Below are 18,880 nucleotides of genomic sequence, written 5' to 3'. Positions count from 1 at the left end.
CGGCGCTCGCTGTCCTTCGGTCACCTGATGGGAGGAGCCTGATGGTCAAAGCGGCAGCAACCCGCGGCGGCGCCGATGTTCGTGCGGCGCATAAATCCACGCCGCTAATTTCGATGCGCAATATCCGTAAGTCGTTCGGGTCGGTCCATGCTCTTCAGGGGGCTTCGGTGGACGTCCACGCCGGCGAGGTGGTCGCCCTGGTCGGCGACAACGGCGCCGGCAAGTCCACGCTCGTCAAGATCATGGCGGGCGTCTTCGGCTTCGACTCTGGAGAGTACACCATCGAAGGCCAACCGGCGAAAATCGGCAATCCTGCCGACGCCACTGCCCTTGGGATCCAGACCGTCTATCAGGATCTAGCGCTCTGCAACAATCTGGACGCCGTGCAGAACCTGTTTCTCGGGCGCGAGCTGACCGGTCCGACATGGTTCGGCCGACGGATCCGGCGTGCCGAGTGCGAAGTTCGTGCCCGCGAGGTGCTGACGCGCATGCGACTCGGCCAGCTGTCACTGACGCGTCCTGTCGGAGCAATGTCTGGCGGCCAGCGACAGAACATAGCCATCGCACGTTCCATTCTGTGGACGCCGAAGGTCGTCATATTCGACGAGCCGACAGCCGCACTCAGCCACTCCGCAGCCGAACAGGTCTCGGCCCTGGTCCGCACGTTGGCCGACGAAGGGCTCGGCATAGTCGTGGTTAGCCACGACATCCACAATTTCGTCGTCAACGCCACCGACCGCATAGAGGTCATGCGCCTGGGCGCGAACGTCGCGAGTTTTAAATCGAGTGAAGTGACAGGCGAGCAAGTGGTCAACGCGATGGTCGGTGGCAACGAGGCAGTCAACCTCGCTGGCTGAGCCCCGCGGGGCGAAAAGTATCAGAAGGATACGTCAAGAATGGCAAACTCGGCCGCCGCTTCCGGTGACGTCAAACGCCGCACCATCGGCGAAGTGCTCAACAGCGACATGCGTGCGCTGCCCGTCATAATCGGGCTGGTGGCGCTGTGGGTGTTCTTCGCGCTCCAGAGCAATGTCTTCCTGACACCGCAGAACCTGTCGAACCTGCTCGTCCAGAGCACGGTTGTGGGCATCATGGCGATCGGTCTGATGTTCGTGCTGCTGGTCAAGGAAATAGACTTGTCGGTCGCAGCGATCAACGGCGTGACATCGGTCCTGATGGCCAAGCTGGTTGTCGACTACGGCGTTTCGCCCTGGCTGGCGGTGACGGTCGCAATCGTAATGGGTGCTGCTATCGGCAGCTTTTCGGCGCGCTGGGTCACGTTTGTCGGCGTACCGTCCTTCGTGGTGACGCTGGGGCTCGGACTGGCTCTCAATGGCTTGCAACTCGTGCTTTTGCCTCCGACCGCCCGCTACGGTTTGATGGGAACCGGTATCGACAAGATTGCAGAGACTAAGATTTCGGGGATCACGTCATGGAGCGCGCTGGCGATTGGGCTCGTCGCGTTTGCCGCTCTGGTCCTGTCGGGCATTGCCCGCAGAAAGCGCGCCGGTCTGGAAGCTTCCCTGTTCAGCCGATTTGTGCTGCCGCTCGGCGCGGCCGCGATTTTTGGCGCCATCGTCGTGATGATCCTCAACGCACATCAGGGCATACCAGTTGTGGTTTTGATCTTTGCGATCCTGCTCGGGATAGGCGGGTATATCCTCAAGGAAACCCGGTTCGGCCTCTATCTTTATGCGGTCGGCAACAATGACGAGGCTGCGCGACGGGCCGGCGTCAAGGTTGCGCGCATCAAGATGGCGGCCTTCGCTATTGCCGGCGCTATCGCTGCGCTGGCTGGCGTACTGGGCGCGTCGCGGGCACTAGGCGTTGGCGTCTTCTCCGGTGGCGGAGTAGGGGGCGGCACGCTGCTGCTGGAATCAATTGCCGCCACCGTCATCGGCGGCGTCAGCCTGTTCGGCGGCCGCGGCTCCATTCACGCGGCCCTGTTGGGCGCGCTTGTTATCGGAACAGTCCAGAACGGGCTCAACCTGATGGGCGTCGAGAACTACGTTCGCCTCATCGTGACGGGACTGCTTCTCGTGCTGGCGGTATCAATCGACAAGCTGATCGAAAAGGCCATGGGTCAGCAGAATTTCTGATTTGCTTCAAACCCACTCTGAACGACCGAATTCGATACCTTGGCGGTCGTTCAGTTTCGAAGGTTCGATGACGCGATCTGACCCGAAGCAGACTCGCAGGTGAAGCAGGGCATAGCCGCTCCGCGCCCAAATATAGCCGTTGAGGTCCGTTTGTGCGTCACCTGAAAGCGACATCCTATCGGGTCGCAGGACGCCCGCGCCAGTAGCTGACATCTGCGTCAGATATTCTCCGGCGTGACGATTTCAAAAGGTATGGATCGCTGAAGGGTGGCAAATGGTGCTTGCGGTCCAATGACATCGATCATCGTTTGGACAAGAAGGGCCGAGGTCGATTCGAGCGGGTGGCAAAGAGCTGCAGTGATCAGGCCCTCAGACAGTCCCTTTCGAGTTTCGGGTCCAATGTCACGGCATACTACTTTGATACCCGACCGCCGCTCAGGAGACACCTCCCTCAAGGCACGAAGTACACCAGTTATTCCGCCGCCGACGATCAGAATTCCGACAAGATCGTCAGTCGATTTCAGAAGCTCAGTCACCATTCGATAGGCCTCACTGGCTTCCTCGTGGGTCGGACGGCTTTCCTCTACCGCTAGCCGTGGAGCGTGCTCGCGCAAATAGGAACGGAAACTGGCGTCTGACACATCCTGGCATTGATACCGGTGGTTGCCTATGAAAACCGCTATACGACCCGGTCCGTGAGTGGTTTGGGTAATCAGGAAGGCTGCAGTGCGCCCCAGCTTCCAGTTGTCGGTGCCTACATATGCGGCCCTTTCCGGCGCGGACTGATCCGTGATGTAGGAGACAACCGGTTTGCCCATCTCGTTCAGCGAACGGATGGCCTGGCCAATGATGGGATGATCTGCCGCGACCACCGCAACGGCGTCGCATGAATCGCCCAGCGCAATCAGACCGCTCGCGATTGTCTCCGGCGTCAGCAGATCCACGAAGTCGACTATTGGATCGATGACCTCGTCGCGACGCTCGCGACAGGCGGCAATAATCTTCTTCCCGAACAATTGGTAGAGATCACGGGTCGACTGCTGAAGCAGGAAGCCCAATCGGTAGTGTGGAGATATTTTACGAGCCCGATCATCAATGGCTCCGATTCCGTAAAACCCAATTTCCTCCGCTGCGCTTTGTACTCGTTGGGCGGTCTTCGGGCGTACTGAAACGGTGCCACTTAGAATTCGATTCACGGTCGCCACCGAAACGCCTGCCGCAGTAGCGAGATCGTGGATTGTCGGTCGCCTCATGAGCTCCATCCCATCTATATCATCATGACTGATATTAAATGATACAAATGTCGCTTTGATACTATTTTCGCCTTCTAGAAATATCAAGACTCCGATATGAATGCCACCCAATTGAGGGCCGATGTTTGGACGAGCCCAGTTGGGAATAGCTCCGCAGGGAGGCGCTGTTACGATGGATGACCTTCAGTATGGAACGCGCGATAAACGCGGTAACTGGGCTCCGCATCGCCGGGCCGAGCCGGCGCCAATCTGGCATCATCCGTTCAATGCAAAGAAGGTGGTGGCGTGGATTCCTGAATTTCTCTGGCCGTGGAACGCCTTTCATATTGCCACGTCGATTATTTGGGTGAACTTCCTTATCCCAAGCTGGCAGAGCCTCGCGACCTTCTCAGTTCTCAACTACTTCTGGCTATACGGCCTAAACGCCGCCGGCATATTCCTTTTCTATGGCTTCTTCGAGCTGCGCTATTACTTCCAGCGGAAGCAACAGAACCGCTTCAAATATAATCCAAAATTCCCTTCGGACGCGCCGTCTGACGTGTTTTGGTTTCAAAGCCAGAACATCGACAATTTCACCCGCTCGTTTTTCGTCACGATACCACTATGGACAGTGGTCGAGATCGTGATGCTGTGGGTCTATGCAAACAGCTGGGCGGTCTGGCTGCCATGGACGACGAATTGGCTTTACCTCTCGTTCCTGGTGCTTATCGCGCCGGCCGTGCATGAGGTCTATTTCTTCTTCCTTCACCGGGCGATCCATTGGCCGCCGCTCTACAAATGGGTGCATTCGGTCCACCATAACTCGATCAATCCAAGTCCCTGGTCGTCGCTGTCGATGCACCCAGGCGAAGGCTTCCTCTATCATGCTGAAGCCTGGCTGCACCTGTTGATCCTTTCTAATCCGGTCTGCGCCTACTTCACGCTGCACGGAGCGGGATTTGGAGCGGTGAACGGCCACCTCGGCTTCGAGACATTCGAAATCACCGACAAGGTTAAACTCGATAGCCATTCGTACGTGCACTACCTACACCACAAGTATTTCGAGGTGAACTACGGCGGTGATGGGCTGGTACCCCTCGATAAGCTGTTCGGCACTTGGCACGACGGCAGCAAAGAAGCCGATGAGGTCATGAAGGCCCGCTTCCGCAAGAAGAAGGAAAAAATGCGTGGCCAGCAGGAAGGCCGCAGCGATCCCACGTCTGGAATGCCGGCGGAATAACGATCCAAACGCTGTTTCGACTGCGCCTGAGAGGAGTGGGCCCGGGACAGCAAGACTTTTTTGTTGAGACCCCACGGGGTAAATTGGGAGGAAGATTATGAAGCTTTTCAAGACACTCGTGTCGACAGCGGTGCTGATTGGATTCAGCGCCGGCGCGACGCTCGCTGCCAATATCTTCGTGGTTGGCGGCAAGCCGGACGATCCGTTTTGGTCGATCGTAAAGCGCGGTGCTGAAGACGCTGGCAAGGTCGTCGAGGCCCAAGGTGGCAAGGTCACCTGGCTCGGGCCGCAGAACTATGACAATCTGGGCGTGGACGCCGCCGAATTGATCCGTCAGGCCATCGATCAGAAGGCCGACGCCATCGTCGGCCCGGACTGGGTGCCGGAAGCGATGGACCCGGCGTTCAAGGCAGTGAGGGATGCTGGCATTCCCCTGATCATCTACAACGCCGGCGGGCTGAAAGCGGCCGATCGTCTTGGCGCCATGAACTATGTCGGCTCAGACGACTACAAAGGCGGTGTCGCGGCTGGCGAGTACCTCACCAAGGCCGGCAACAAGAAGGGCGTCTGCATCAACACGCTGCCCGGCGCCGCCAATATTGAGGCCTTCTGCGGCGGCTTCAAGGAGGGGATGAAGAACGGCGGTGGCGAAGCCGACGTCCTGCCATTGCCCGCTACATCCTTCGGCTCGGCAACGGCCGTCGCCCAGGCGGTCAAAGCCCATCTGCTGCAGCACCAGGACGTGAATGCCGTCTTTACCATCGGCAACGTTGACGCCAACTCGGCCATGAACGGCCTTACCCAGGCCGGCAAGGTTGGGAAAGTGCAACTCTGCGGCATGAACTTTGACGAAACCATCCTGAACAACATCAAGGATGGCAAGCAAGCCTGCGCGATCGACCAGCAAGGCTACCTGCAGGGATACCTAGCTGTAGCGATCCTGAACGGCCACGTCAATTACGGCTTGGCGGTGCCCACCCGCGAAATCCTTACGGGACCAGGCATCATCGACAAGACAAACGTCGACGCCACCATCGCCGGTGTGAAAGCAGGGGCGCGATAATCCTCCCGCCTGGGCCGCCCTCGCTTTACAGCGGGCGGCCCTTTTTCCCTCTCTCTGCGGCGGCCACATCGCGGCCGGCCGCGTGATCGCGGATTACCCTAATGGCACATCCCGTGACGTCCACATTAACCCCGGCGCCTCACCGCACGCGGTCCGGACTAGCCCTCGGCCGGCTGGCGCGTCGACCAGAGGCGGGCTCGTTCCTCGGGCTGGTCGCAGTTCTGCTTTTCTTTGGCCTGTTCGGCGGAAGTGCCTTCACGTCGGCAGCCGGCACGGCCAGCTGGTTGAACATCGCGTCTGAGATCGGGATCATCGCGCTGCCGATAGGGTTGCTGATGATCGCCGGGGAACTCGACATCTCGGTCGGTGCCGTGATCCCCGCGGCGTCTCTCACCGCTGCCATCGTCTCGGGTCACTATGGGTTGCCCAACTGGCTTGGCATAACGGCCGCGCTTGGTCTCGGCCTCGCTGTCGGCTTTCTCAACGGGCTGTTCGTGACGAGAACCACCATCCCGTCGCTCACAATCACCATTGGCACCATGTTCCTCACGATGGGTCTGACGCTAGGTCTCACCGTCAAGATCGCCGGCAGCACCGGCGTCTCGCTCGTGCCGGACCCGCTCACCAAGCTAATCTTCGGCGACTATCTCGGCGGCATGTTTCAAGTCACGATCCTATGGTGGGTGGTGTTCGTGATTGGCTTGTTCTGGCTATTGCACATCTCCCCGATAGGCAACTGGATCTATGCACTCGGCGGTGACAAGGAGAGCGCGCGTAATGTCGGCATTCCGACCAAACGGCTGACCATTGGTCTGTTCATGCTGTCCGGCTTCAGCGCCGCTTTCGTTGGGGTCAGCGAGGTGATGGTTTACCAGAGTGCGCAGGTTCTGGCCGGTCAGTCCTTCATCTTCAATTCTATCATGTGTGTGGTCATTGGGGGCGTTCTGCTCACGGGCGGCTTCGGCTCGATCGTTGGCATCGTGTTTGGCACGATTACCTTCTCGATCGTGAACCAGGGCATCTACTTCACGAGCATGGATCCCAACATCGGTAGCGTCATAATTGGCGCGCTTCTTTTGATCGCGGTGCTGACCAACGACACCTTCCGGCAGCTGGCGCTCAGCTATTCGTCGAAGAAGGGGCCGCAGTCATGATGGACGCAATCAAATCGGTGCTGCGCCGTCCCGAAGCCGGCTCGATCCTCAGTCTTATCGGCGTCGTGCTGTTCTTCGTTCTGTTCGGCGGCGCCAGTTTGGGCACGCTCGTTGGTGCAGCGAGTTGGGTCAATTTCGCGGCCAATCTGGGCATTGTCGCCATTCCAGTCGGGCTGCTGATGATCTCGGGCGAACTCGACATCTCCATCGGCGCTTTGATCCCCGCGGGTTCCATGACAACCGCCATACTCACCGGCTATTACGGACTGCCCATTGGGGTGGGAATTGCTGGGGCGCTGACAGTCGGCGTGGCGGTCGGCCTGGTCAACGGCCTGCTGACGATCCGCACCTCCGTGCCCTCGCTAATCATTACTCTGGCCACGCTGGTCGCCATGCAGGGGGTGGTGCTCAGTGCTTCGGTGCTTCTGACCGGGACTGCCAGCGTTGCCCTGACCGCGCCGGGCTGGGCCAAATTCCTGTTCGGCCAGTTAATCGGTGGCAGTCACCAGGTCATCATCATCTGGTGGATCGCATTCGCCGTGATCATCGGCTTCGTTCTGCACAAGACCCGTTACGGCAACTGGCTGTTTGCAATGGGCGGCGATCGTGTCAGCGCCCGCAACGCCGGAATTCCGACAGACCGCATGACCATTGCGCTGTTTGTGTTGTCCGCAGTCAGCGCCACCTTTGTTGGCATCTGCCAGGCGATCCTGTTCAATTCCGCCCAAGTCTCCGGCGGCATGAACTTCATCTTCAACGCCATCGTGTCCGTGGTGGTGGGCGGCGTATTGCTGACCGGCGGTTTCGGGTCGGTTGTTGGTATCTTCGTCGGCACCATCACCTTCGCCATAGTCAGCCAGGGCATCTACTTCACCCAGATCGACCGAAACTGGTCGAACCTGATCATCGGTGTGATGCTCTTGGTGGCCGTGCTGATGAACCAGTCGTTCCGCGATTTGGCTTTGTACTTCAGACCGCGGGGTAAGCGAAGCCTGCCGCGGGAGCCAGCAAACCCATGAGAAACGAGTTGTTACAGCAGCCGGGCCCTGAACTCGCTTCCGTCAACAGGCATCGAGCTTCGATGAATACCCTGGCCGATCAACCGCATCAGCCAAGCCGGTTCGCAGATGAAGAGGTGCGCACGCCATGAACGACAAACCTGCCATTCTCGAGCTGAAAAGCGTCAACAAATCCTTCGGGCCGATCGATGTCCTGCACGATATTTCGCTGAGGGTGCGCGCCGGCGAAGTGCTTTGCCTTCTCGGCGACAATGGCGCCGGCAAGTCCACCCTCATCAAAACCCTGGCCGGGGTCCACAAACCAACCAGCGGCCAGATACTGATGGATGGTCAGCCGGTGACCTTTACTGGGCCGAGTGATGCGCAGGGACGGGGCATCGCCACGGTGCACCAGTTCGGCGGCACGTTTCCGCTGATGAGCATCGGGCGGTCCTTTTTCGTCGGCGTCGAGCCGACCAAAGGTTGGGGACCGTTCAAGATCTACGACCGCAAGCGCGCCAACGAGATCGCGGTGAAAGCGGTCCGGGATTTCGGAATTACCCGCATTGATGACGGTGACCGCCTAGTCGGCGGCCTGTCGGGCGGAGAGCGCCAGTCGCTTGCCATTGCCCGCGCTGTGTATTTTGGAGCGCGCGTGCTGATCCTGGATGAGCCGACCGCGGCGCTCGGCGTCAAGCAGGCCTCCCACGTGCTGCGTATCGTCAATGAGTCCAAGAAGCGTGGCTTGGCGGTGGTCTTCATCACCCATCAGGTCATGCACGCCATGACTGTCGGCGACCATTTCGCGGTGCTGATCCGCGGCGCCATCGCCGATGATTTCCGCAAGGGCCAAAGGTCCCGCGAGGAGATCACGGATCTGATGGCTGGCGGCGAGACCATGGCCGGCCTGGAAGCCCAGGTCGAAGGTTACATGGCCGAGCATGAAGGCCATCCGCCGTCCTTCCAGGTGCTGGAGGGATCAGCCGCTCCGTAGACCCTTCCCTGGAGCCCCGGCAAGTCGGCTGCGCATCACGGCGCGCCGCTGCCCGGTAAATTAGAAACGCAAAGAATAGGACTAAGATGACAATCCGCATTGCGGTGATCGGCGCCGGCCTGATGGGCGCAGATCATGCCAAGATAGTCGCCGAGGAGCTTCCAGGCGCAAAGCTCCAATTGATCTGCGACATGGATCAGCAGCGCGCTCGCCTGGTCGCCGATGCATGTGGTGCCGTCGACATTGCCACCGACCCCAACGGCGCCATCGCGCGGCACGACGTGGACGCCGTGATCATTGCGAGCCCCGATTTCACGCATGCACCTCTCTCGATGGCCTGTATTGCCATGGGCAAGCGCGTTCTGTGCGAAAAGCCCCTTTCACAATCGTCCGCTGACTGCATCGCCGTGATGGAAACCGAACAGAAGGCAGGGGCGAAATTCGTCCAGCTCGGCTTCATGCGGCGTTACGACCGCTCCTATCAGGAAATGAAGCAAGCGCTCGATAATGGTCATCTCGGCCGGGCGCTGATGATGCACAATTTTCACCGCAATGTTGAGACACCTGCGGCCGATTTTACCGGCGCTATGGCCATCACGAATTCGGCACCGCACGAATTCGACGTCGTGCGTTACGTGCTCGGGACAGAATATGCCTCTATTTCCGCGTTCCAGCCGCGCCGCTCGGACGCGCGTGTCGCACCTGTCGTCATGGTGCTGGAGACGGTGGACGGGCAGCTCGTCAATATCGAGATCAACAACAACGCCGCCTACGGCTATGACGTCCGCGCCGAACTGATCGGCGAGCGCGGAGCGGTGGCGACGAACAACATTGCCTACACCCACAGGGAGTCGGCGCTTGCCCAAAGCACAAGCTACGACGCCGACTGGCGGACCAGGTACTATGATGCCTATCGCCGCCAGAACCGCGACTTCCTTCGCTTTGTCATGACCGGTGAGTTCCCCACGACCGCCTCGGATTGCTGGGACGGCTATTGCGCCGCAATCGTTGCCGAGGCTGGCGTGAGTGCGTTGAAGGAAGCCCGTCGTACGCCTGTGCAGATGATTGCAAAGCCGGAGTTCTACGCGTGAAGCTGGGTTTCGTTTCAGACAGTCTCGGCAATCTGCCGTTCGACGCGGTGCTTAATCATGCCCAGCGCATGGGGGTATCCGGCATCGAAGTAAACGCCTGCGGCTGGTCGACCGCCCCGCATTTCCGGCTTTCGTCCATGCTGGGTAACAGGGAAGCGCAGAAGCGGTTTGCTGCAGCCTTCGAGGAACGCGGCCTGGAGATCATCAGCCTCAACGCAAACGGCAATCCGCTGCACCCGACCGATCCGGCCCAAGGCCAAGGATTGAAAGACACGATCCGCGTCGCCGGAGAGATGGGCATTCGCACCGTCTGCACCATGAGCGGTCTGCCGGCTGGCAGCGCTGGCGACAGCATGCCGAACTGGGTCGTCTCGTCTTGGCCGCCGGAAACGCAGACCATCCTTAGATATCAATGGGAAGATAAGCTGATACCCTTCTGGACCGAGATCGCGGCGCTGGCGAAGGAAAACGGTGTCGATCGCATCGCGCTCGAACTCCACGGCAATCAGTGCGTATACAACGTGCCCTCGCTCCTGAAACTGCGGGAAGCGGTCGGACCTGTCCTAGGCGCCAATCTCGACCCCTCGCACCTGTTCTGGATGGGCGCTGATCCTCTCGCTGCCGCCGACGCGCTAGGCGAGGCCGTCTATCACGTTCACGCCAAGGATACGATGCTCAACCGGCCGGTTCAGGCAACGACCTCGCTGCTTGAGAATGGGAGCCTGATGAACATTCCGGCACGGTCCTGGAGCTACATTACACTTGGGTTCGGGCACGGCGAGGAGTGGTGGCGGCAGTTCTGCTACCGACTCAAGATGGCTGGCTATGACGGCTGGCTTTCCATCGAGCACGAAGACGTCCTTCTGAATTCGCTGGAGGGACTCGAGAAGTCCGTCGCGCTGCTCCAGGGCGTGATGCCGTCCGCTCCCGCAGACTTCAAACCGCAAGATATCTGAGGAGAGAATCAATGCCCTGGGTTGACGCTTGTGCCGCTGATGAAATCGAAGCCGAGGAAGCTAAACGCTTCGAGAATGGCGACCGTACCTTCGCAATCTTCCGCAACGACGCGGACGAATTCTATTGTACAGACGGGCTTTGCACGCATGAGAAGATCCACCTTGCCGACGGTCTTGTCATGGGGAATACGGTGGAGTGCCCCAAGCATGCTTCCGTTTTCGACTTCACGACCGGCGAAGTAGAGACGCCACCGGCGTGCGAGAACCTCAAGACTTACAAGACAAAGGTCGAGGACGGCCGCGTGTATATCGAGGTCTGACATGTCCGATACCTTTACGCTTGCGGCATGCGCCGAGATGCTCTGGCGCGACCGGCCGATGGAATGGCGCGTCAAGCGCCTCACCGAAATAGGCTTCCAGGTCGGCCTCTGGAACTGGCCCGATCACGACCTCGCAATGCTGGAGAAATCCGGCGCGATCTTCTCGATCATGAACGGCTATCTGCGCGGCAGGCTTGCCGACGACGAGGGTGCCGCCGAACTGTTGAAGACAGCAAAGGAGACGGCGGCGGTTGGCAAGCGCCTCGGCGTCGCGCGGCTCAATTTGCACGGCACAGGGCTCGGCGATGGCGGCATGCCGGTCACGCCTTGCGAAACGATAACCGGCGCGATGTGGCTGAAGGCGCGCGAGACGCTGAACCGTATCGCGGATCTAGCCGAGGCCGAGGGAGTGACCTTCACGCTGGAGAATCTGAACCTTCCGGTCGACCATCCCGGCGTGCCGTTTGGGCGCGCCGAAGACACACTTGCGCTGGTGTCGAGCGTCAACCGACCGGGCCTGCGCCTCAATCTCAATCTCTACCATGCGCAGATCGGCAAAGGGAATCTGATCGCGCTCTGTCGCGCCTGTCTGCCTTGGATCGGCGAGGTCCAGGTGGCCGACGTTCCCGGACGCATGGAGCCCGGCACCGGCGAGATCAATTACCGGGGCATCGCCCGCGCGCTTAAAGACATGGGCTACCGCGGGCCGGTTGGGATGGAGGCGTTTGCCTCCGGTGATCCCGAGGCGGCGCTACTAGCCTTCCGCGAAGCTTTCACCGTCTGAGGAACAAGAATGGTCACCAAGAACACCCGGCCCACCGTCGCAGACATTCGCGCCATGAAGGCGCGCGGCGAGAAGATCTCGATGCTTTATGTCACCACGGAAGAAGAGGCCGCGGCCGCGAACGCGGCGGGGATCCAGATGCTGTCGATCGAGGGGCGCTTTTTCAGTCCTCAAATGCGTGAGGCGGCTGGGCGCTGCTTCGTCCAGGTCGGTCTGCCGTATGGTGGCTGGGGAACCTTTGAGGGCCGACCTCTCGCAACTGCCGAGGACTATCTGCGAGCAGCTTTCCACTTCGCAGCGATGGGAGGTGACTGCTTCTATTGCGCTGCCTCCTATGACATCCAGAAGACATTATGCGATAATCACGTGCCAATCGTCGCACATGTCGGCCTCATTCCTTCCTACATCACCTGGACAGGCTTTCGGGCGGTGGGCAAGACCGGGCAGGAAGCCCTGAAAGTCTGGCAGCAGGTGAAGCAGCTTGAGGCCATCGGCTGCTTCGGCGCCGAGCTTGAAGTTGTCCCTGACAAAGTCGGTGCATTCATCTCGAAGAACACTTCGATGATCATGCTCGGCATGGGGGCCGGGCCGGGAGCCGATGCGCAATATCTGTTCGCCGAGGACGTGCTTGGCCATACCGATGGCCATAAGCCGCGCCATGCCAAGACCTATCGCAATTTCGCGGCCGAGTATGCGCGGCTCCAACAGGAGCGGATTGCGGCGTTCAAGGAATTCGTCGCCGACGTCGGTTCGGGAGCCTACCCGCAGCCGCAGCACAATGTTGCGATCGCGGAGGCGGAATACCGCCAATTCCTGGAGCAGGCGAAAGCCTAAACCAGATCCAGAGACATCCTTCAAATGGGGAGGGACGGGCTCGTCCCCCATCAGCGGGCAAGCGCGTTCAAAACTTTCTCGCTGATCTAAAGATCAACCAGACACACAGCAAAGCTAGAGGACAACTATGCTCAAAGTCGGCCTTCTCGGTGCCGGACGTATCGCCGGCGTTCACGCGACGGCTATCTCGTCGCATCCCGACAGCACGCTCGTCGCGGTGTCGGACATCAATGCCGCAGCCGCGGAAAAGCTCGCTTCCCAGTATGATGCCGAGGCTCGGACCACTGACGCCATACTCAACGATGTCTCGATCGACGCGGTGCTAATCGCAACTTCGACCGATACTCACTCCGACCTGATCGAGCGGGCGACTGTCGCCGGCAAGGCCGTGCTTTGCGAGAAGCCTGTGGATCTGAGCCTTGCCCGCGCACACGCTTGCCAGAAAGTTGCCGCCGGAACTGGCCGCCCGGTGATGATAGGATTCAACCGCCGCTTCGATCCGAACTTTGCATCTCTGAAGGCGGCCGCTGACAGAGGTGAGATCGGCAAGTCCGAACTCCTGTCGATTACGTCCTTCGACCCGGCGCCGCCTCCGGTTGCCTACATCAAGGTATCTGGTGGCCTGTTCCGGGACATGATGATCCACGATTTCGACATGGCGAATTTCATCATGGGAACTGCTCCCGTAGCGGTCACGTCGGTGGCATCCTCTATCGTCGATCCGGAGATCGGGGCAGCCGGAGACGTCGACACGGCTGTCGTCACGTTGACCTACGCGGACGGCCGGATCGCGGTCATCAAAACTCCCGCCGCGCTGTCTACGGCTATGATCAGCGCGTGGAACTTCTGGGGTCCGAAGGGCTACTGCAGGCGCAGAACATGCTGGAAAACACGGTGGTGAAGTCCACCACCTCTGGCGTGACGGGGGCCAAGCCGACCTACTTCTTCCTGGAGCGCTACATGCCGGCCTATGCCGCCGAATGGGCCGGTTTTGTCGAGGCAGTCAATGGTGGCAAGGCGGTTCCCGTCACCCTAGACGACNGACGACGGCATTGCCGCGCTGGCGATGGCAGAGGCAGCAACGGTGTCGGCGAAGACCGGTGCCCCCGTCAGTCTAGCGAGCGTTCTGGGCTGAGCCGGCGGATCACCAAACGTCGGGACTCTTGCCGGATCAGAAAGCATGGGCCCTCCGGCTTCGTCATTCGGAACCGGTGCAGGCAGTATCTAGCGTTTTGGAAAACAGGATTTGCCATGGAAAGTCCACGTCCTGAAATGATCATCGACGGGAAGGCCGCTGCGGCCGTTCTGGCGGGCAAGGTCACCGCTGATGTTGCGACACTCAGAGCGAAGACCGGCCTGGTGCCTGGTCTGGCGGCCGTACTGGTGGGTGACGATCCGGCCAGCGCCGTCTATGTCTCCTCAAAGCATCGCCAGACTATTGCCGCGGGGATGGCTTCCTTCGAGCACCGGCTGCCCGTGCGGACCACCGAAGATGACCTCCTCGGGTTGATTGAGAAGCTGAACGGCGATCCCGCAGTGCACGGCATCCTCGTGCAACTCCCGTTGCCGCCGCAGATCGATGCAAGCGCCGTGCTCAATGCCATTGTGCCGAGCAAGGACGTTGATGGATTTCATATCCAAAATGCCGGCAGCTTGGCGACCGGCCAGGAGGCGCTGGTGCCGTGCACACCACTTGGTTGCCTGATGCTCCTGAAGGAAAGGCTCGGCGACCTGTCCGGACTGCATGCCATCATCATCGGCCGCAGCAACATCGTCGGCAAGCCGATGGCCCAGTTGCTGCTGTCCGAAAACTGCACCGTCACCATCGCGCACTCGCATACCCGCGATCTGGCGCCGGTCAGCCGACATCCTGGTGGCAGCAGTGGGAAGGGCAGAGATGATCCGAGGCGATTGGATCAAGCCAGGTGCGGTCGTGATTGATGTCGGCATCAACCGCGTGACGCGAGACGGTAAGCCGCAGCTCGTGGGCGATGTCGCATTCGCAGAGGCGGCCCACGCCGGCGCCATAACGCCGGTCCCTGGCGGCGTCGGCCCCATGACGATCGCCTGCCTGCTTTCCAATACGCTGACGGCGTTCCGCCGCAGCCTTCAGGCGTAAGTCCGCCCAGGAAGAGAGCCAATGTTGAACTTTGCACTTCGCGTCAAATGCCGCTCGACCAGGGGGATTGTCGCGGCGATCTCGACGTTCCTCGCCGACCAAACCTGCAACATTACTGACAGCGCGCAGTTCGACGACGCCGACACCGGCAACTTCTTCATGCGGGTGAGCTTCCGCTCCGAAGGCGGATGGGGGCTGGGAGAACTCCGTTCGGGCTTCAAAGCAATCGCCTCGCAGTTCGGCATGGAGTGGGAATTCTTCGACGAGAGCGTCAAGCGCAGGGTCATCATAATGGTCTCGCGGTTTGGCCATTGCCTCAACGACCTTCTGTATCGCTGGCGTATCGGAGCGCTTCCGATTGACATCGTCGGAGTGATCTCCAATCACATGGACTACCAGAAGGTCGTCGTGAACCACGACATCCCGTTTCACCTCATCAAGGTAACGAAAGAGAACAAGGCCGAGGCAGAGGCACATCAGATGCGCGTGGTCGAGGACGCGGGCGCCGAGTTGGTCGTCCTGGCGCGGTACATGCAGGTTCTCTCGGACGAGATGTGCCAGAAAATGTCTGGCCGGATCATCAACATCCACCATTCCTTCCTGCCCTCGTTCAAAGGCGCCAATCCGTACAAACAGGCCCACGACCGAGGTGTGAAGCTGATCGGGGCTACGTCGCATTACGTGACGGCTGACCTGGACGAAGGACCCATCATCGAGCAGGACACGATCCGCGTGACGCATGCGCAGTCCAGCGAGGACTATGTCAGCCTCGGCCGCGACGTCGAGGCACAGGTGCTCGCCCGGGCAATCCACGCCCATATCCATCGTCGGGTTTTCCTCAACGGGAACAAGACCGTCGTATTCCCCGCGTCGCCTGGATCGTTTGCTTCAGAGCGATTGGGCTGACGTGGCTCGTGAACGCCTTGCCGTCATGGGCTGGATTTCAGGGCTAGCTGGCTACCGATTCTTCGAAGGTCTGGAGGGTTTCGGATGAAATCGCCTGTACTTGCACACAGACCCAAATGTCTTGATGAGATCAAAACTGCGATCGCGAAGCGCGAGCTTCGATTGACCCCCGCTCTCGAGAAGGTAGCTCGGCAAGCACTTGAAAAGCCGGAGATCATTGCATTTGAAAGCGCGGCCGCGATTGCCCGCCGCTGTGGCGTGGGCACTACTGCGCCGACAAGGCTTGCCCGCTGTTTTGGATTCTCCGCTTTTCGCGAGATGAAGAAGTTCTTTCAGGATAGTATGCGCGTTCGGGGCGGGCGTCCTTTGCCGCCAAGCCACGAACGTGGTTGACCAGCCTGAAAATCTTCGACACGCGTGCAGAGCTAGCGTTGGTCGTCAGATTGCTATGCCGACTAATCAAATCGCATTGAGTAGCGCCGGCGGCATGATCGCGTTCCGTTTACGCCGCAGACCGGCTGGAACTCAATGCTAGAAAAGGTCAGGTGGTGACGACGTCCACCCCACCTACGGTCCGCTCTCTAAGGTCAGTAGCACGAGAGCTGCCATTCCCCGTCCAGCCCCAATGAAGTCATTCCGGAACATGCCTCCGAACGGCCGCCATTGGCGCTAACTTCTCGTTCCGGCAGCGGGCAACTCCCCTTCCATCCTGACCACTTGGGTAGCCAGCTACTTGAGTTTTGACCCAGACTCCCCGGAAGGATTGAGGGCCCGCCGACCTTGCGTCGGCGCACCCCCGATGGCCTGTCAGACGGCGTGAGGTTTCAGCCATGGCTGCCCTTCGGCTTCGGCGCTATCGACGACTGCATCGACGAATGCCACACCCTTCAGCCCGTCATAAGCGGTCGGCACGTTCAACCCTATTGCCGCTGCCTTGCGCCCCTCGCGACGGGCGTGGATGGCTTCGGCAAAGCCGCGATAGAGATTGGCGAAGGCCTCCAGATAGCCCTCGGGATGGCCGGGCGGTGTGCGGGTTCGCACCTTCGCTGCCTCACTCAGATCGTCAGCACCCCGCTTGATGGTCTCGGTGCGACCGAACAGCGGTGAGAAAATCAGCTCGTTCGGTTGCTCCTGGAACCAGGTTAACCCGCCCTTTTCGCCGAAGACACGCAGCCGGATCCCGTTCGAGCAGCCGAGTGCGACCTGTGACGACCAAAGCAGCCCTCGCGCGCCCCCTTCGTAGCGCAGCAGCACATGGGCGTTGTCGTCAAGCACGCGTCCCTCGACGAAGGAAGCGAGGTCTGCTGTCAGGGACTCCAGCTTCAGCCCGGTCACGAAGCCAGCCAGATGATAGGCGTGCGTGCCGATGTCGCCGATCGAGCCGCCACGCCCCGATCGCTTCGGGTCGGTGCGCCAGGCGGCCTGGACATTGCCGGCGGTCTCGATGGCCGTCGCCATCCATTCCAGGGGATACTCCACCTGCACGATGCGGATCGCGCCAAGCTTGCCTGCTGCCACGATCTCGCGCGCCTCATGCACCATCGGATACCCCGAATAGGTATAGGTCACGCCCATGAAGCGTCCGGTCTCGCGCACCAGCTGCTCGAGCGCGATCGCGTCTTCGAGTGTGTTAGTCAGCGGCTTTTCGCAGATCACCTCGTAGCCGGCCTCGAGAAAAGCCTTGGCGATCGGAAAATGGGTGTGGTTTGGCGTGCAGATCGCCACCACGTCGATGCGATCCTCGCGATCGTTTTCCGCGGCGATCATGGCCTTGAAGTCGTCATAGGATCGGGCGGGATCGATACCTTGCGTTGCCGCGAAGCGGTGGCCGCGCGCTGCATCCGCGTCGAACGCGCCGGCTACAAGCTGGAAGGCGCCATCGAACCGGGCGGAGATGCGATGGATGTTGCCGATATAGGCGCCTTCGCCGCCGCCGACCATGCCGAGCCGAAGCGGTCGCTGAAAATCAGCAGTCACGAGCGTGCCCCCCTGTCGATACCTAAAATGGCATCGTTGATCGTGCGGTCCGCACTGGCCTTGACGAAGTCGTCGAAGGCGCGTTCGGAAACGCGGATGATGTGATCGGCGATGAAGCGGGCTCCCTCAGCCGCGCCGTCCTCTGAATTCTTGAGGCAGCATTCCCACTCGAGCACCGCCCAGCCGTCGAAGTCGTAGCCGGAGAGTTTCGAGAAAATCGCCTTGAAGTCGATCTGTCCGTCGCCTGGGGAGCGGAAGCGGCCGGCGCGCCGGATCCAGGGCTGGAAGCCGCCATAGGCGCCGGTCTTACCGTCCGGCCGGAACTCGGCATCCTTGACGTGGAACATTTTGATGCGCTCGTGATAGTGGTCGATGTAGGCGAGATAATCGATCGCCTGCAGCACGAGATGGCTGGGGTCGTACATGATGTTGCAGCGCGGATGGTTGCCGACGCGCTCCAGGAACATCTCGAAGGTCAGCCCGTCATGCAGGTCTTCGGCAGGATGGATTTCGTAGCACAGGTCCACGCCACTCTCGTCGAAGGCATCAAGGATTGGCCGCCAGCGCCGAGCCTGCTCATCGAAACCGTCGTCGATCAGCCCATCCGTCCATTGCGGATAGGGATAGAGGAACGGCCACAGCAGCGAACCTGAGAAGGTGACATGGCGGTCTATGCCGAAACGCCTCGACGCCTTGGCGGCGAGATGAAGCTGCTCGACTGCCCACGCCTGCCGTGCGGCCGGATTGCCCCGCACCTCGGGTGCGGCGAAGGAATCCGCCGGATGATCGTAGGCGGGATGCAGGGCCACAAGCTGACCTTGCAGATGCGACGCCAGTTCGGTGACAACCAGGCCGTGTTCGGCGAGCTTGCCGGCATAGTCATCGCAATAGGTCTGGCTTTCAGCCGCTTGCTTCAAATCGATGACGCGCTTGTCCCAGGTCGGTATCTGCACGCCCTTGAAGCCCTTGGCCGAGGCCCAGCCGGCCAATCCCTCGATGCTGTTGAACGGTGCTTCGTCGCCCGCGAATTGAGCCAGAAACACAGCTGGCCCCTTAATGGTCCGCATCTTGCTCTCCTTCTGGCGGCAGGGCCGCCGGTTCATCCGTTATCGG

The 18,880-nt window shown here is 60.3% G+C and carries 18 protein-coding genes and 1 pseudogene; 16 read left to right on the top strand and 3 right to left on the bottom strand.

Features of this window, described 5'->3' with window-relative positions:
• The first annotated feature begins 41 nt into the window (after nt 1–41).
• Nucleotides 42–857 (top strand): ATP-binding cassette domain-containing protein, encoded by an 816-nt coding sequence (locus tag X760_RS51860; RefSeq protein WP_023718640.1) that lies wholly within the window; start codon nt 42–44, stop codon nt 855–857.
• 39 nt (nt 858–896) lie between these two features.
• On the top strand, nt 897–2,099 hold the full coding sequence (locus X760_RS51855) for an ABC transporter permease (RefSeq protein WP_023718639.1): 1,203 nt from the start codon (nt 897–899) through the stop codon (nt 2,097–2,099).
• Nucleotides 2,100–2,317: 218 nt separating this feature from the next.
• Here the strand turns inward: X760_RS51855 and X760_RS51850 are convergent, their stop codons facing one another.
• Nucleotides 2,318–3,352 carry a LacI family DNA-binding transcriptional regulator gene (locus X760_RS51850; RefSeq protein ID WP_031193893.1) on the bottom strand — a complete coding sequence of 345 codons (1,035 nt, stop codon included), beginning with the start codon at nt 3,350–3,352 and terminating at the stop codon, nt 2,318–2,320.
• A 172-nt stretch (nt 3,353–3,524) separates the two neighbouring features.
• Here X760_RS51850 and X760_RS51845 point away from each other — a divergent pair, with 172 nt between their 5' ends.
• From X760_RS51845 to X760_RS74570, 14 genes and pseudogenes are all read left to right on the top strand, one after another.
• The gene (locus X760_RS51845; protein ID WP_023718637.1) at nt 3,525–4,571 is read left to right on the top strand and encodes a sterol desaturase family protein; all 1,047 of its coding nucleotides are present in this window, start codon (nt 3,525–3,527) and stop codon (nt 4,569–4,571) included.
• A 97-nt stretch (nt 4,572–4,668) separates the two neighbouring features.
• Nucleotides 4,669–5,634 carry a sugar ABC transporter substrate-binding protein gene (locus X760_RS51840; protein WP_023718636.1) on the top strand — a complete coding sequence of 322 codons (966 nt, stop codon included), beginning with the start codon at nt 4,669–4,671 and terminating at the stop codon, nt 5,632–5,634.
• 113 nt (nt 5,635–5,747) lie between these two features.
• Nucleotides 5,748–6,788: an ABC transporter permease gene (locus X760_RS51835; RefSeq protein ID WP_051409653.1), complete on the top strand. Its 1,041-nt coding sequence runs from the start codon at nt 5,748–5,750 to the stop codon at nt 6,786–6,788.
• Entirely contained in the window at nt 6,788–7,807 is a 1,020-nt protein-coding gene (locus X760_RS51830; RefSeq protein WP_023718634.1) for an ABC transporter permease, read from the top strand. Before X760_RS51835 ends, X760_RS51830 begins: the two co-directional genes overlap by 1 nt.
• 127 nt (nt 7,808–7,934) lie before the next feature.
• A complete protein-coding gene (locus X760_RS51825) occupies nt 7,935–8,780 on the top strand; it encodes an ATP-binding cassette domain-containing protein (protein WP_023718633.1) in 846 nt (281 codons plus the stop codon).
• An 86-nt stretch (nt 8,781–8,866) separates the two neighbouring features.
• A complete protein-coding gene (locus X760_RS51820) occupies nt 8,867–9,871 on the top strand; it encodes a Gfo/Idh/MocA family oxidoreductase (protein ID WP_023718632.1) in 1,005 nt (334 codons plus the stop codon).
• Nucleotides 9,868–10,827 (top strand): sugar phosphate isomerase/epimerase, encoded by a 960-nt coding sequence (locus tag X760_RS51815; RefSeq protein WP_023718631.1) that lies wholly within the window; start codon nt 9,868–9,870, stop codon nt 10,825–10,827. Before X760_RS51820 ends, X760_RS51815 begins: the two co-directional genes overlap by 4 nt.
• Nucleotides 10,828–10,838: 11 nt before the next feature.
• On the top strand, nt 10,839–11,147 hold the full coding sequence (locus X760_RS51810; RefSeq protein WP_023718630.1) for a MocE family 2Fe-2S type ferredoxin: 309 nt from the start codon (nt 10,839–10,841) through the stop codon (nt 11,145–11,147).
• A gap of 1 nt (nt 11,148) precedes the next feature.
• Nucleotides 11,149–11,931 carry a hydroxypyruvate isomerase family protein gene (locus tag X760_RS51805; protein WP_023718629.1) on the top strand — a complete coding sequence of 261 codons (783 nt, stop codon included), beginning with the start codon at nt 11,149–11,151 and terminating at the stop codon, nt 11,929–11,931.
• Nucleotides 11,932–11,940: 9 nt separating this feature from the next.
• Nucleotides 11,941–12,765, top strand: coding sequence for a 3-methyl-2-oxobutanoate hydroxymethyltransferase (locus X760_RS51800; protein WP_023718628.1), 825 nt, complete (start codon nt 11,941–11,943; stop codon nt 12,763–12,765).
• A 127-nt stretch (nt 12,766–12,892) separates the two neighbouring features.
• The gene (locus X760_RS51795) at nt 12,893–13,666 is read left to right on the top strand and encodes a Gfo/Idh/MocA family oxidoreductase (RefSeq protein WP_023718627.1); all 774 of its coding nucleotides are present in this window, start codon (nt 12,893–12,895) and stop codon (nt 13,664–13,666) included.
• A gap of 350 nt (nt 13,667–14,016) precedes the next feature.
• Nucleotides 14,017–14,884, top strand: a pseudogene (gene folD / locus X760_RS51790) (bifunctional methylenetetrahydrofolate dehydrogenase/methenyltetrahydrofolate cyclohydrolase FolD).
• 21 nt (nt 14,885–14,905) lie between these two features.
• Complete coding sequence (purU, locus tag X760_RS51785) at nt 14,906–15,790, top strand: formyltetrahydrofolate deformylase (protein ID WP_023718624.1); 885 nt, start codon at nt 14,906–14,908, stop codon at nt 15,788–15,790.
• 84 nt (nt 15,791–15,874) lie between these two features.
• On the top strand, nt 15,875–16,183 hold the full coding sequence (locus X760_RS74570) for a MurR/RpiR family transcriptional regulator (protein WP_084642600.1): 309 nt from the start codon (nt 15,875–15,877) through the stop codon (nt 16,181–16,183).
• 414 nt (nt 16,184–16,597) lie between these two features.
• Here the strand turns inward: X760_RS74570 and X760_RS51780 are convergent, their stop codons facing one another.
• Complete coding sequence (locus X760_RS51780) at nt 16,598–17,731, bottom strand: Gfo/Idh/MocA family oxidoreductase (RefSeq protein ID WP_023718623.1); 1,134 nt, start codon at nt 17,729–17,731, stop codon at nt 16,598–16,600.
• Between the two features lie 32 nt (nt 17,732–17,763).
• A complete protein-coding gene (locus tag X760_RS51775) occupies nt 17,764–18,834 on the bottom strand; it encodes a sugar phosphate isomerase/epimerase (protein WP_031193888.1) in 1,071 nt (356 codons plus the stop codon).
• Nucleotides 18,835–18,880: the final 46 nt, after the last annotated feature.

Source organism: Mesorhizobium sp. LSHC420B00, from assembly GCF_000503055.1.
Lineage (GTDB): Bacteria > Pseudomonadota > Alphaproteobacteria > Rhizobiales > Rhizobiaceae > Mesorhizobium.
The sequence above is the reverse complement of the archived record's forward strand: the minus strand, read 5'-3'. Positions and strand labels throughout refer to the sequence as shown.